The organism is Variovorax sp. SPNA7 (assembly GCF_033807855.1).
GTDB lineage: Bacteria > Pseudomonadota > Gammaproteobacteria > Burkholderiales > Burkholderiaceae_C > Variovorax > Variovorax beijingensis.
Genome location: NZ_CP138513.1, coordinates 2,992,574 through 3,005,966 on the forward strand (window position 1 = coordinate 2,992,574; position 13,393 = coordinate 3,005,966).

The 13,393-nt window shown below is 65.9% G+C and carries 15 protein-coding genes; 11 read left to right on the plus strand and 4 right to left on the minus strand.

Going from position 1 to position 13,393, the window contains the following annotated elements:
* Window positions 1-62 precede the first annotated feature (62 nt).
* From mltG to RZE77_RS13960, 7 genes are all read left to right on the plus strand, one after another.
* Window positions 63-1,085: an endolytic transglycosylase MltG gene (gene mltG, locus RZE77_RS13930; protein WP_319432645.1), complete on the plus strand. Its 1,023-nt coding sequence runs from the start codon at window positions 63-65 to the stop codon at window positions 1,083-1,085.
* A complete protein-coding gene (gene tmk, locus RZE77_RS13935) occupies window positions 1,082-1,741 on the plus strand; it encodes a dTMP kinase (protein WP_319437990.1) in 660 nt (219 codons plus the stop codon). Before mltG ends, tmk begins: the two co-directional genes overlap by 4 nt.
* A complete protein-coding gene (locus RZE77_RS13940; RefSeq protein WP_319432649.1) occupies window positions 1,738-2,760 on the plus strand; it encodes a DNA polymerase III subunit delta' in 1,023 nt (340 codons plus the stop codon). Before tmk ends, RZE77_RS13940 begins: the two co-directional genes overlap by 4 nt.
* Window positions 2,757-3,137 (plus strand): PilZ domain-containing protein, encoded by a 381-nt coding sequence (locus tag RZE77_RS13945; RefSeq protein ID WP_012747958.1) that lies wholly within the window; start codon window positions 2,757-2,759, stop codon window positions 3,135-3,137. The genes RZE77_RS13940 and RZE77_RS13945 overlap by 4 nt, the downstream gene beginning before the upstream one ends.
* A 129-nt stretch (window positions 3,138-3,266) precedes the next feature.
* Window positions 3,267-4,076 (plus strand): TatD family hydrolase, encoded by an 810-nt coding sequence (locus RZE77_RS13950; protein ID WP_319437991.1) that lies wholly within the window; start codon window positions 3,267-3,269, stop codon window positions 4,074-4,076.
* The gene (locus RZE77_RS13955; protein ID WP_319437992.1) at window positions 4,073-4,750 is read left to right on the plus strand and encodes an ankyrin repeat domain-containing protein; all 678 of its coding nucleotides are present in this window, start codon (window positions 4,073-4,075) and stop codon (window positions 4,748-4,750) included. Before RZE77_RS13950 ends, RZE77_RS13955 begins: the two co-directional genes overlap by 4 nt.
* A 113-nt stretch (window positions 4,751-4,863) precedes the next feature.
* Window positions 4,864-5,349, plus strand: a complete 486-nt coding sequence (locus RZE77_RS13960) for a DUF2726 domain-containing protein (protein ID WP_018905827.1) — start codon at window positions 4,864-4,866, stop codon at window positions 5,347-5,349.
* A 987-nt stretch (window positions 5,350-6,336) separates the two neighbouring features.
* Here the strand turns inward: RZE77_RS13960 and RZE77_RS13965 are convergent.
* The 3 genes from RZE77_RS13965 to RZE77_RS13975 all read right to left on the minus strand — a co-directional run bounded on the left by RZE77_RS13965 (window position 6,337) and on the right by RZE77_RS13975 (window position 8,370).
* Window positions 6,337-7,290, minus strand: a complete 954-nt coding sequence (locus tag RZE77_RS13965) for a rolling circle replication-associated protein (protein WP_319437993.1) — start codon at window positions 7,288-7,290, stop codon at window positions 6,337-6,339.
* Window positions 7,283-7,750: a VC1465 family Xer recombination activation factor gene (locus tag RZE77_RS13970; RefSeq protein ID WP_319437994.1), complete on the minus strand. Its 468-nt coding sequence runs from the start codon at window positions 7,748-7,750 to the stop codon at window positions 7,283-7,285. The genes RZE77_RS13965 and RZE77_RS13970 overlap by 8 nt, the downstream gene beginning before the upstream one ends.
* A 239-nt stretch (window positions 7,751-7,989) precedes the next feature.
* Window positions 7,990-8,370 (minus strand): cupin domain-containing protein, encoded by a 381-nt coding sequence (locus RZE77_RS13975; protein WP_319437995.1) that lies wholly within the window; start codon window positions 8,368-8,370, stop codon window positions 7,990-7,992.
* Window positions 8,371-8,545: 175 nt separating this feature from the next.
* Between RZE77_RS13975 and RZE77_RS13980 the strand changes: the two genes are divergently transcribed.
* Window positions 8,546-8,968, plus strand: a complete 423-nt coding sequence (locus RZE77_RS13980) for a secondary thiamine-phosphate synthase enzyme YjbQ (RefSeq protein ID WP_319437996.1) — start codon at window positions 8,546-8,548, stop codon at window positions 8,966-8,968.
* Window positions 8,969-9,003: 35 nt separating this feature from the next.
* On the opposite strand, the gene RZE77_RS13985 is transcribed toward RZE77_RS13980, so the two are convergent.
* Window positions 9,004-9,210, minus strand: a complete 207-nt coding sequence (locus RZE77_RS13985; protein WP_021007296.1) for a dodecin — start codon at window positions 9,208-9,210, stop codon at window positions 9,004-9,006.
* Between the two features lie 377 nt (window positions 9,211-9,587).
* Between RZE77_RS13985 and nirB the strand changes: the two genes are divergently transcribed.
* Genes nirB through cobA form a run of 3 tightly spaced genes read left to right on the plus strand, consistent with a single transcriptional unit; the run spans window position 9,588 to window position 13,359 of the window.
* Window positions 9,588-12,053, plus strand: coding sequence for a nitrite reductase large subunit NirB (nirB, locus tag RZE77_RS13990; protein ID WP_319442356.1), 2,466 nt, complete (start codon window positions 9,588-9,590; stop codon window positions 12,051-12,053).
* Window positions 12,054-12,073: 20 nt separating this feature from the next.
* Window positions 12,074-12,490, plus strand: a complete 417-nt coding sequence (nirD, locus tag RZE77_RS13995; RefSeq protein WP_319437997.1) for a nitrite reductase small subunit NirD — start codon at window positions 12,074-12,076, stop codon at window positions 12,488-12,490.
* 47 nt (window positions 12,491-12,537) lie between these two features.
* Window positions 12,538-13,359 carry a uroporphyrinogen-III C-methyltransferase gene (gene cobA / locus RZE77_RS14000; RefSeq protein WP_319442357.1) on the plus strand — a complete coding sequence of 274 codons (822 nt, stop codon included), beginning with the start codon at window positions 12,538-12,540 and terminating at the stop codon, window positions 13,357-13,359.
* Window positions 13,360-13,393: the final 34 nt, after the last annotated feature.

Consider the following 13,393-nt stretch of genomic DNA (forward strand, 5'->3'; position numbering starts at 1 on the left):
CCGCAGGGCCACCGGCTTTTCGTGCTGATTCGTTTTCTTCTCTCCGCTAAATCATCGGACCCGTGCGCCGCTTCTTTCTCACGCTTTTCCTGCTCGCCGCCCTGGCTGCGCTCGGCCTCGGCGCCGCTGGCCTCTGGTGGGTGCACCAGCCGCTCAAGCTGCCCGCGCCCAGCGTCGATCTTTCCGTGGAGCCCGGCACCACGCCGCGCGGCGTCGCGCAGGCGGTGGCCGATACCGGCACCGACGTGCAGCCGCAGATGCTCTATTTCTGGTTCCGCATTTCGGGACAGGACCGCCAGATCCGCGCCGGCAGCTACGAACTGGAGCGCGGCATCACGCCCAAGATGCTGCTCAACGTGCTGGTGCGCGGCGAGGAAGCCACCCGCAGCCTCGTGCTGGTCGAAGGCTGGAACATCCGGCAGGTGCGCGCCGCGCTCGCCAAGGCCGAACAGCTCAAGCCCGAAACCATCGGCCTGCCCGACGATGCACTGATGGCCAAGCTGGGCCGGCCCGGCGTGCATCCTGAAGGCCGCTTCTTCCCCGACACCTATACCTACTCGAAGGGCTCGACCGACATCGCGCTGCTGCAGCGCGCCATGCGGGCGATGGACAAGAAGCTCGAAGCGGCATGGGCGGCTCGGGCGGCCGATTTGCCGATCCAGTCGGCGGATCAGGCGCTGATCCTGGCCAGCATTGTCGAAAAGGAGACAGGAAAAGCCAAGGACCGCTCCGAGATCGCCGCTGTCTTCGTCAACCGGCTGCGTGCCGGCATGCCGCTGCAGACCGACCCGACCGTGATCTACGGCCTGGGCACCGCGTTCGACGGCAACCTGCGCAAGAAGGACCTGCTGGCCGACACGCCCTGGAACACCTACACCCGCGGCGGCCTGCCGCCCACGCCCATCGCCATGCCGGGCAAGGCGGCGCTGCTGGCGGCGGTGCAGCCGGCGCAGAGCAAGTCGCTGTACTTCGTGTCGCGCGGCGACGGCACCAGCCAGTTCAGCAGTTCGCTCGACGATCACAACCGCGCGGTCAACCGCTACCAGCGCGGCGGCACCGAACCCAAACCGAAAGTTGCGCAATGAGTGACGGCTTGTTTCTGACGCTCGAGGGCATCGATGGCGCCGGCAAGTCGAGCCATCTCGACGCGATGGAGGCGCTCTTCAAGGCCCGCGGCCGCACGGTCGTGCGCACGCGCGAGCCCGGCGGCACGCCACTGGCCGAAACCCTGCGCGGGCTCGTCCTCGAACAGGCGATGGACCCGCTGACCGAATCGCTGCTGGTGTTCGCGGCGCGGCGTGACCACGTGCTGCGGGTCATCGAGCCGGCGCTGGCGCGCGGCGACGTGGTGCTGTGCGACCGCTTCACCGACGCCACCTTCGCCTACCAGGGCGCGGGCCGCGATTTCGATACGCAGGTGCTGTCGACGCTGGAGCAATGGGTGCAGGGGGGCAGGGGAGCGGCGGGGCTGCTTCAGCCCCACATCACGCTCTGGTTCGACCTGGCGCCCGAGATCGCCGCCGAGCGGCTGGCGGGCGCGCGCCTGCCCGACAAGTTCGAATCGCAGCCGGTCGAATTCTTCCGGCGCGTGGCGGCGGGCTACGCGGCCCGCGCGGCGGCCGATGCGCAGCGCTTCGTGCGCATCGACGCCAGCCAGACGCGCGACCAGGTCTGGCAACAGGTGGAGACGGCGCTCGCCGCACGCGGCGCGCTGGCACCTTCAAGTGGAGCGCCGCGATGAGCACGCCCGCGCTCTCGCCCTGGCTGCATCGGCCGCTCGCGGAACTGCTGCGCCAGCGCGGCCATGCCTGGCTGCTGCAGGGGCCTTCGGGCCTGGGCCAATACGAACTCGCGCTCGCGCTTGCCGCGGCCTGGCTGTGCGAACAGCCCAACAAGGAGGAGGGCGGCACCGCCTGCGGCCATTGCCCGAGCTGCCATGCCATCGAGGTGCGCACCCATGCCGACCTTTGCGTGCTGATGCCCGAGGTGGCCATGCAGGAGCTGGGCTGGCCGCTCGACGAAAAGGCGCAGGCCGACATCGACGACAAGAAGCGCAAGCCCAGCCGCGAGATCCGCGTCGAAGCCATGCGCGACGCCGTCGGCTTTGCCCAGCGCACCAGCGCCCGCGGCCGCGGCAAGGTGGTGCTGGTGTATCCGGCCGAGCGCATGAACACCATCACCGCCAATGCGCTGCTCAAGACGCTCGAGGAGCCGGTCGGCGATGTCCGCTTCGTGCTGGCCAGCGAGGCGGCCTGGCAGTTGCTGCCGACCATCCGCAGCCGTTGCCTGGGCTTCACGCTGCCCTGGCCCGAGACGGCCGAAGCCGAAGCCTGGCTGGCCGCTCAAGACGTGCCCGCCGCCGATGCCACCGCATTGCTGCGCGCCGCCGGTGGACGCCCCAGCGATGCGCTGCGGCTCGCGCGCTCCGGCCAGTCGCCCAAGGCCTGGTCGCTCTTGCCCAAGGCCGTTTCGCGCGGTGAGGTGGCGGCGCTTGCGGACCAGTCGCCCTCGCAGGCCATCGGCTCGCTGCAGAAGCTCTGCCACGACCTGATGGCCGTCGGCAGCGGCGCCGCACCGCGTTTCTTCGATGCCGCCGACCTGCCGTCCGCGGCGCCTTCGCACCTGGCGCTCGCGCGCTGGTCGAAGTCGCTCGCGAATGCGGCCAGGACCGCCGAACACCCCTTCAATGCGGGCCTGATGCTGGAAGCGCTTGTGAGCGAAGCGCGAACCACCCTAAACTCTGCTGCTCGCCGCCCATGAACCAACCAGCCGCACCCGCACCCGCCGCACCGGCGCCTCAACGGCCGAGCGTGATCCAACTCGCCATCAAGGAAAAGGGCGCGCTCTATGCCGCCTACATTCCGCTCTTTGCCGAAGGCGGCATCTTCATTCCGACCACGCGCGAATACCGGCTGGGCGACGATGTCTACGTGCTGCTGACGCTTCCCGAAGACCCGCAGCGCTATCCGGTGGCCGGCAAGGTTGCATGGATCACGCCGCAGCGCGCCGCGGGCAACCGGGCACCAGGCGTGGGCATCCGCTTTCCTTCGGACGAGAAATCGCGCCAGCTCAAGGCCCGCATCGAAGCGGCGCTCGGCGGCTCGATGGCCTCCGACCGCCCGACACAAACCATTTAGCTCGCCCCCAGGCTGCGCGCACTTCGTGTCGCTACGCCCACCCCCTACCGGGGGCAATACCAGCGGCCCGGCAGAGCCGGTTCCGCGGTATTTCTGGAATGGGGACCAGCCGCCGCTCCCTGACAAGCCATGTTCACCGATTCCCACTGCCACCTCACTTTTCCCGAGTTCGCGGACCAGATGCCGCAAATCCGCGCCGCCATGGCCGAGGCGCAGGTCGACCGGGCCTTGTGCATCTGCACCAAGCTCGAGGAGTTCGACGACGTGCAGGCGCTGGCCGCGCGCTACGACAACTTCTGGGCGAGCGTGGGCGTGCACCCCGACAACGAGGACATCGCCGAGCCCACGGTGGAGGACCTGGTGCGCCGCGCGGCCTTGCCCCGCGTGGTGGCCATCGGCGAAACCGGGCTCGACTACTACCAGATGGAAGAGCGCAAGGGCGGGCGCAGCATTGCCGACATGGAGTGGCAGCGCGACCGCTTCCGCGTGCACATCCGCGCCGCGCAGCAAACCCGCATGCCGCTGGTCATCCACACGCGCGAAGCCTCGGCCGACACGCTGGCCATCCTCAAGGAGGAGGGCGAAGACGGCGCCGGCAAGGCTGCGGGCGGCGTGTTCCATTGCTTCACCGAAACCGCCGAAGTGGCACGCGCGGCGCTCGACCTGGGCTTCTATATTTCCTTTTCGGGCATCCTGACCTTCAAGAAGGCGCAGGACCTGCGCGACGTGGCGGCCTTCGTGCCGCTCGACCGCATGCTGATCGAAACCGACAGCCCGTACCTGGCGCCGGTGCCGTACCGCGGCAAGACCAACAATCCGTCCTACGTGCCCTTTGTGGCCAAGCAGATCGCCGAACTGCGCAAGCTACCGCTCGAAGCCGTGGCCGAGGCCACCAGCAACAACTTCGAAACGCTGTTCAAGGGCGTCAAAGAAATATGAAGAAATACATCAAGAAGTTCTTGTATCTTGCTGTCGCAGCAACAACTTTTGCCGCGCACGCGGGCTCGTTCGAAGATTTCTTCCGGGCCGTGCGCGGAGACAACGCGAGCGGCGTGCGCACCCTGTTGAACCGCGGTTTCGACCCCAACACGCGCGACGAGCACGGCCAGACCGGCCTGATCATTGCGCTGCGTGAACCGTCGCCCAAGGTGGTCCAGGTGCTGCTCGAATCGCCGCAGACCGACGTCGACCTGGCCAACGCCAAGGACGAAACCCCGCTGATGCTGGCCGCCATCAAGGGCCAGCAGGACGTGGTCACGCAGCTGCTCAAGCGCGACGCCGCCGTCAACAAGACCGGCTGGACACCGCTGCATTACGCCGCCAGCAGCGGCCAGCTGAGCATCATGAAGGTGCTGCTGGACAACTACGCCTTCATCGACGCGCAATCGCCCAACGGCACCACGCCGCTCATGATGGCCGCGATGTACGGCTCGACCGAGGCTGTGAAGCTCCTGCTGGCCGAAGGCGCGGACACCACCATGAAGAACCAGCTCGGCATGACGGCCGTCGACTTTGCGAACAAGGCCAACCGCCCGGAGGCTGCGCAGCTGATTGCTGCTGCGGCCGGCGCCAAGGCCGACCCCCAGGCCATTCCGAAGGATGGCAAATGGTGAGCTTCCATACGCTCCGTTGAGGGCCGGATTCGCCGCAACGGCAGGCCCGGGAAAACGCCAAAAAGAGGGCGCCGGCGCCTCGTGCGAGACTCTGCGCTGAAGGAGAAGCAGAGATGAATACGTTCCTATTCATAATCTTTTTGCTGGCCATCGGACTGCTTGTGCTCGCAGCGGTCGCAAAAAAGAGGTCAGCGCAAAACAGCAGCGGTTTCGTCGACAAGCCCAAGGCACGCCCGCCGCTCACGGCGCGCGAGCAGGCCATGTACAACCGGCTCGTGCAGACGCTGCCGGACCTCGTGGTGTTGCCGCAGGTCAGCTTCGGTGCATTGCTCACGGCCCGCACGCGCGCGGCGCGAAGCTCGTTCAGCCGAAAGATCGCCGACTTCGTCGTCTGCGATCGCTCGTTCAAGGTCGTGGCCGTGGTCGCGTTCGGCGGCGACAAGAGCAGCAAGGGCAAGTCGCAGCGCGACCTGGACCGCGAGGCGCTGCTGGTGGAGGCCGGCTACCGCGTGCTGCGCTATCCACGGGTGCCGGATGTGGGGCGCGTGGAGGCGGACTTCGATCCGACGCTGGCATCGGTGAGTCCCATGGGGTCCTGAGGGAGGGCTTGGTTTTGCCTGGATCGGCCTTCGATCAATCCCATTCAAAAGGAACACAATGTGCACTTCTTTTTAGTTTTCTTGCTCACTGAATTTCCTTCAATTAGACACCAATTGAAGACAGCTTTGCAAAGCGCGAATTAGCTCCTGCGGTGCACGAGCAATTAGCCACGCGGCAAAGATCAGTGGAAGTGCGGTCTCAGTCAATTCGGACTCCCGCTTTGCAGGGGCGCTTCGCCCCCTCCCTGCGCTTCGCTCCGGCCCCCGAATACCCAGGCCGAAGTAACAGCAGCGAGCGTGTCTCGAGCGCCTGATTCAACGATGCCGGCCTCGGTGGCGGGTTTCGCCAGCTGGCGGGCACGGGCAGGGCGCTGCGCCTTGGCATGCTCCCTCCGGAGCCTCCCGGCCTCATACATCGGGCGCCAGCCCGTAGGAACCTCCGCCAAGCGCTCCGCAGCCCACTGGGTGTACCCAACAGCCAGGAACCTATCCCCATCGCGCTCAGCGCGACAAGCGAGCAACGCTTCGAAGGTCTGCGCGACACACTCAGCGAACTGCGCACCGTTGGGCCATTCAGTGGGATCACGCTCCTCGAGGGCCATGTGCGCAGCCACCATGAAGGCTTGCTCACCGAGCTTTGCGACGTCAGCCGCAGTCAACGAACCAAACGGGCCAGCAGCCCGCGTAATAGACTCACGTTCAGCCATTTCCACTCCTAGACAGTTGAATTGGTTAGGCCCTCGGGCGTGTGTCAGCACCCCCGGGGACCGACTTAATCAAGGCTCGACAGGCACCTCCTTCCCGTCGACCAGAGTGACCCCAGCACCTCCGGTGACCTCCGACCAGATCCGCGCTGCGACCGCGGCATACCCGGCAGGCACCGCAACCGGCAGGCCACGACCCGAAGCCAGCGCTTCGGCGGCACCATCCATCTGCAGTGAACGAACACGCGCCAAGCGCCGTTGCTGGCGACTGGGCTGAGACGAACTACGCTTGCTCTTGGCCATGAGACCTACCTCCTATGGGCTCTGTGACGAACCAACATCGGCGCAACTCCCGATCGGGATCATTGATGCGCCAAGACACGATGCACGAACCTTCGGGCACTTCGAAGCCCAAGGCGATAGCCTCAGAGAACGATGTGCCAGGGTAGCCCTCGACCCCCAACCCGGTGAGAGTGAAGCGGTAGCGTTCCCCCTCGATCAGGCCTTTTGAATGGCTATAGCTCTTGAATCCGTCGGGCACGTCGTCGTAGTGCTTCGTGATGTACTTCGAGACATACGAAGCCATCTGGCCGCAGCTCAGGCGGCGACGGGCAGGGGAGCCATGGCGGGTGCGACCACCAACAAAGCACAGGCCCCCATCGTCGCCAACGACGCTGCGCCACACCTGCGTGCCGAGCTTCCAGGCGTCGATGCGGACACCCTTGACCTCGACGTGCCGAGGCAGCTTGTGGCAGACCACGTGAACGTGCCACGCGCCACGCTCCTGCCGCTCATACGCAGCGCAGTACGAGAACTCACCCCCGAGCGCCCGCTTCATTCGACGCACCCACGATTCGAAGTGCGATTTGCACAGCACGATGCAGCCCTGATTCAACCGATAGGTGAGGGTGAGCATCTCATTGAAGGCCGAGGCTTTGATGTAGCGACGGCAACGGGTACGGGCCCGGCGGGCATTGCCACGCTGGTAGATCAGCTTGCGCTCCGCAGCCTCTTGCGCATCACGCTCGGCCGCCAGGGCACGCTCCTCTGAGTCGAGAACGAACGATCCGGCAGGCAGGCCGCCCATGGTCGCATCGACCGCACAGACCTCGACCCACGTGGTGGCCGGCCGGGTAGACAACTCATGATGGCCACTGGCACGCCAACCCTCAAACGTCCAGGCTCCAGGCACCACCTCTTCACGGTAGAGCACCCCCTCAATGACCCGCTCACGCATGCGATTGCCCCTTGAAGACGTACCGCACAGTGTTCTGTGTCGGAACGTGACTTTGAAACAAGTTAGGCGGCGCTGCGCGCCGCCCAGCTGCTACGCCAGCTGGGCCCGGCGCTTCGCGCCTGCCGCTGACGGGCGTCGCAAGCTCCTTCGTCTGCGGCAGGCCCTCAGCGCCTCCCGCCAACCCACGCTCAAGCTCGCCTGAGCGCTCATACAGCTTTTTGAAGGCCCGAGCCTGCCGAACGAGCAACGACCACCACGCACCGTCCTGCGGCTCGAAACCGAAGCCCTCGGGCGTCCAGAGCTTGCCACTGTGCATGTGCCAGCCCGGCCAGCCCGGAAGATCGAACCGATTCAAGACCCTGAGCAGCTTGTACGCCGCATAGGGCACGGCCGTTTTTCCTGAAAGCCACGCATAGACCGTGCGCTCAGTGACCTGAAGACATTGCGCCACCTCGGGCACCTTTAATCCAGCGTCCGAGCACATGACTTTGAATCTCGCAGCAATGACAGCACGGGCTTCGGCATTTTTCTTGGGCGGGCGTCCATCAGGTCTTTTTGAACACAATGTGCATTATGTTAAATGACTTGGACGGCAAGCCTCCCTGCAGAACCTTGTCGTCCACGCTCCACTGCTCCCTGCAGTGGCTGCGGTAAGTCCTTTTCGCCATTGCCAGCCGGCCGACAGGCCCTTCGGGGTCATCAGCTCTTGGGCTTTGCGTATTCCTCTGCGCTCATCACCTCGACGCCAACGAACGGGTCGTTGCCTTCGACCCATGCGTCGTGGCCTGGAGGAATGGTGTACGACATGCCTTCCTCGATGGCGGTCTTCGAGCCGTCATTCATTTGCACGGTGATTCGACCGGAAACCGCGTACCCGACGTGGGCTACCTGGCAGCTGTCCGTGCCGACGACCGGCTTGATGCACTGCGACCAGCGCCACCCTGGCTGAAACTTGAAGCGGCCCAGCGTGTACCCCTCGAGGCGGACCACTTCGACGCGGGTCTTTTCCGGCTCCCGAATCTCGTCTGGGACGTCGTGGGATTTCGTCTGAAGCTTGGTGACGTTCATCGAATTTGCCATCACTACTCTCCTTGGCACGAGTGAGCAGGTGGTCCGCGGCAGCCTCGTGCCAAGCCGCGCATCGAACGACTGAATGCTAGTCCCGGGCCACGCTTGCGGCGACTCATTTTTCGGCCGGTAGGTACCCCGGTGGCGTGCGTCTCGAGCATGTGCACGGAGCTAAAGTGTCGATGCGATGCTCAAGCAGACAACCACCACACTCGACTTCGACACCGATGGCCGGGGCCTTCTGGAAATCACCCGCGCCGTGGCGCAATGGATCGAACGCACCGGCTTTCAGACCGGGCTGCTGACGCTCTTCATTCGCCACACCTCGGCCAGCCTGCTGGTGCAGGAGAACGCGGACCCGGAGGTGCAGGCAGACCTCGACCGTTTTCTGGCGCGCCTGGTGCCCGACGGCGACCCGTTGTTCCGGCATCGCGACGAAGGGCCGGACGACATGCCGGCCCATGTGCGTTCGGCGCTGACCGCGGTCCAGCTATCGATTCCGGTGACGAACGGGCGCATGGCGCTGGGCACCTGGCAGGGCATCTACCTGTGGGAGCACCGGTCGAGGCCGCATCGAAGGCAGGTGGCCTTGCACCTGATCGGCTCCTAAAGAGCGCGGCGCCCTGCCCTGCGCCCCTGGCGCGCTCACTCGAGGGTGAAGCCCATCTTCACCGTCACCTGCCAGTGCGCGATCTTGCCGTCCACCACATGGCCGCGTGTCTCGGTGACGGTGAACCACTGGATGTTGCGAACGGTCTCGTGCGCCTTGGCAATGGCGGTCTGCACGGCATCCTCGATGCTGATGGGCGAAGAGCCGGTCAGCTCGAGCGACTTGTAAACGTGATTCGACATGGCGTTTGCTCCTTGAATTGGTGCGTCGCAGTTGCTGTGCTGTGCGTGCAGATAGCCCGCACAGGCACATGTTGACCTCCCGACTGGCTTGTTGGAAGGGCCGCAGCGATGGTTCTGCACGCCCCGAAGCCTGGCGCGCAAGCAGGCACGCTCTTTGCGTAACTACAAACTCATGGTGTAACGAAGCACCGTTTTGGTGAGGTTTCCGCGGTCTTGCGGATTCCAGGAGCGCGAGGAGCGCCCAGCACCTTCCGCCCGCATCTCGCGGGCGCCCTACCCCCTAAACCCCCGTCCGAAATGCAGCCCCGCAAGGGCTTCGTTTCGGCGTTTGCATTTGTTGTTTCGAATCACCTGATTTCACGAAGGCCCCACCCATGATGAAGAAACTCAAGCTCGTGATGGTCGGCAACGGCATGGCCGGCGTGCGCACGCTCGAGGAGCTGCTGAAGCTCGCCCCCGACCTGTACGACATCACCGTCTTCGGTGCCGAGCCGCACCCCAACTACAACCGCATCCTGCTGTCGCCCGTGCTCGCGGGCGAGCAGACCGTGGACGAGATCGTGCTCAACAGCTGGGAGTGGTACGCCGAGAACAAGATCACCCTGCACGCCGGCAAGAAGGTGGTCGAGGTCGACCGCGTCAAGCGCATCGTGCGTGCCGAGGATGGCACCGAGGCGCCCTACGACCGCCTCCTCATGTGCACCGGCTCCAACCCCTTCATGCTGCCCGTGCCCGGCAAGGACCTGAAGGGCGTCATCGCCTACCGCGACATCGCCGACACCGACTACATGATCGAGACCGCCAAGACCCACAAGAGCGCGGTCGTCATCGGCGGCGGCCTGCTGGGCCTGGAAGCGGCCAACGGCCTGATGCTGCGCGGCATGGACGTCACCGTGGTGCACGTCATGCCCTGGCTGATGGAGCGCCAGCTCGACGACGTCGCGGGCAAGCTCTTGCAGAAGTCGCTGGAGGACCGGGGCCTGAAGTTCCTGATCGGTGCCCAGACCCAGGAGCTGGTGGGCAATGACCAGGGCCGCGTGGCTGCCATCCGCTTCAAGGACGGCACCGAAGTGCCCGCCGACCTGGCCGTCATGGCCGTCGGCATCCGCCCCAATGTGGAGCTCGCCGAGCAGATGCGCCTGCACTGCAACCGCGGCATCGTCGTCACCGACACCATGCAGACCGTGACCGATGCGCGCATCTACTCGGTCGGTGAATGCGCGGCCCACCGCGGCATCGCCTACGGCCTGGTCGCGCCGCTCTTCGAGCAGGCCAAGGTCGCGGCCAACCACCTGGCCCAGTTCGGCATCGGGCGCTACCTCGGGTCGCTGACCTCCACCAAGCTCAAGGTCACCGGCATCGACCTCTTCAGCGCCGGCGAGTTCATGGGCGGCGAAGGGACGGAAGAGATCGTCATGAGCGACCCCTTCGGCGGGGTCTACAAGAAACTCGTCATCAAGGACGACAAGCTGGTGGGTGCGTGCCTCTATGGCGACACGGTGGACGGCAGCTGGTACTTCAAGCTGCTGCGCGACGGGCGCAGCGTGCACGACATCCGCGACAAGCTGATGTTCGGCGAGTCCAACATCGGCGACACCGGCCACGAGGGCCACAGCAAGGCCGCCAGCATGCCCGACGACGCCGAGGTGTGCGGCTGCAACGGCGTGACCAAGGGCACCATCTGCAAGGCCATCAAGGACAAGGGCCTGTTCACGCTGGACGAGGTCAAGAAGCACACCAAGGCCAGCGCCAGCTGCGGCTCGTGCACCGGCCTGGTGGAGCAGATCCTGATGTTCACCGCCGGCGGCGACTACTCGGCCACGCCCAAGAAGAAGGCGGTGTGCGGCTGCACCGACGCGAGCCACCAGGACGTGCGCGACGCGATCAAGAAGGAACACTGGCTCAGCCACGACGCGGTCTACCGCGGCCTGGGCTGGCGCACGCCCAACGGCTGCGCCACCTGCCGCCCGGCCGTCAACTACTACCTGATCTCGACCTGGCCCAAGGAGGCCAGGGACGATCCGCAGAGCCGCTTCATCAACGAGCGCAGCCACGCCAACATCCAGAAGGACGGCACCTACTCGGTCATCCCCCGCATGTGGGGCGGCCACACCACGCCCGACGAGCTGCGCCGCATCGCGGATGCGGCCGACAAGTACCAGATTCCCACCGTCAAGGTCACGGGCGGCCAGCGCATCGACCTCTTGGGGGTGAAGAAGGAGGACCTGGAGGGTGTCTGGAAGGACATCGGCATGCCTTCGGGCTTTGCCTATGCCAAGAGCCTGCGCACGGTGAAGACCTGCGTGGGCAGCGAGTGGTGCCGCTTCGGCACGCAAGACAGTACCCAGATGGGCAAGGACCTGGAGCGCGCGCTGTGGGCGATGTATTCGCCGCACAAGGTCAAGCTCGCCGTCTCCGGCTGCCCGCGCAACTGCGCCGAGGCCGGGATCAAGGACGTGGGGGTGATCGGGGTGGATTCGGGGTGGGAGCTGTATGTGGGGGGCAACGGCGGCATCAAGACCGAGGTGGCGCAGTTCCTGGTGAAGGTGAAGACGGCCGCCGAGGTGATGGAGTATTCGGGCGCCTTCTTGCAGCTGTACCGCGAGGAAGGCTGGTACCTGGAGCGCACGGTGCACTACATCGGGCGGGTGGGGCTGGACTATGTGAAGAAGAAGATCCTGGAAGACGAGGCCGGCCGCAAGGCGCTGTGGGAGCGGCTGCAGTTCGCGCTGGATGGGGAGCCGGATCCGTGGTTCGAATCGAGCCAGGCGTCGGTGGATGTGCGGCAGTTCACGCCGGTGGCGGTGGTGGATGACGCGGACAAGGCCACCCAGGCGGCCTGAAGGACAAGGAGAAACAACCCATGAGCAACAACAGCAATCACAACGAATGGCAGGTGATCTGCCGCGTCGAGGACATCCCGGTGCTGGGCGCGCGCCGCGTGGCGCGCCCGGTGGGGGTGGACGTGGCAGTGTTCCGCAATGCCGAGGACCAGGTCTTCGCGCTGCTGGACCGCTGTCCGCACAAGGGCGGACCCCTCTCCCAGGGCATCGTGTTCGGCACCAGCGTGGCATGTCCGCTGCACAACTGGGCCATCGGGCTGGATGACGGGTGTGCGAAGTCGCCGGATGAGGGGTGTACGCCCAAGTTTGCGGTGAAGGTCGCCGAAGGCGTGGTGCATCTGGATTCGAAAGAACTCGCGACGCATGCCGTCGAACTGGAACGCCCCGTTGCAGGGCCCGCGAAACGCACCCGCCTGTCCGAAGACACGGCCGCCTGAACCACCGAGCAATCATGAGCCTTAGCTTGACTTCCTCCACCCCTGCGATGCGTGCCGCAACGCCCGCCGATCACGCCCCCGGTGCGCAGTCATCCGTGCTGCAGGGCCGCTGCACCCTCGTCGGTGCCGGCCCCGGCGATCCCGAACTGCTCACGCTGAAGGCGCTCAGGGCCATCCAGTCGGCCACCGTGCTGCTCGTCGACGACCTGGTCAGCGACGACATCGTCGCCATGGCGGCGCCCGGCGCGCGCATGATCCACGTCGGCAAGCGCGGCGGCTGCAAGAGCACGCCGCAAAGCTTCATCGAGCGGCTGATGATCATGGCGGTTCGCGAAGGCGAGCACGTGGTCCGGCTCAAGGGTGGCGACCCCTTCATCTTCGGCCGCGGCGGCGAAGAGGTCGAGCACCTGGCGCAGGCCGGCATCCATGTGGAGGTGGTGAACGGCATCACCGCCGGACTCGCCGGGCTGACCTCGCTCGGCGTGCCGCTCACGCATCGTGCACATGCGCAGGGCGTGGTGTTCATCACCGGCCACGCCAAGCCCGGATCGCCGGGGCCCGACTGGCGCACGCTGGCCGCCACGGCCCATTCGGCGCGCCTGACGCTGGTCATCTACATGGGCGTATCGAGCGCGGGCTCGATCCAGGACGAACTGCTGAGCGGCCTGCCGCCGGCCACGCCCGTCGTGGTGGTCCAGAACGCCAGCCTGCCGCTGCAACGGCACGCCGTCGGCACGCTGGCGACGCTGCAGCGCACGATTGCGGACAACGGCCTCGGCAGCCCTTCGATCATCGTGGTCGGCGATGTCCTGCAAGGGCTCGCGGCCGCAGCTTCTTCCGCGCAGCCCGCGCTGGAGAAGGCCGCCTGAGGCGCAGCAGCCCCCTTCCCTTTTCCGTTCAGCT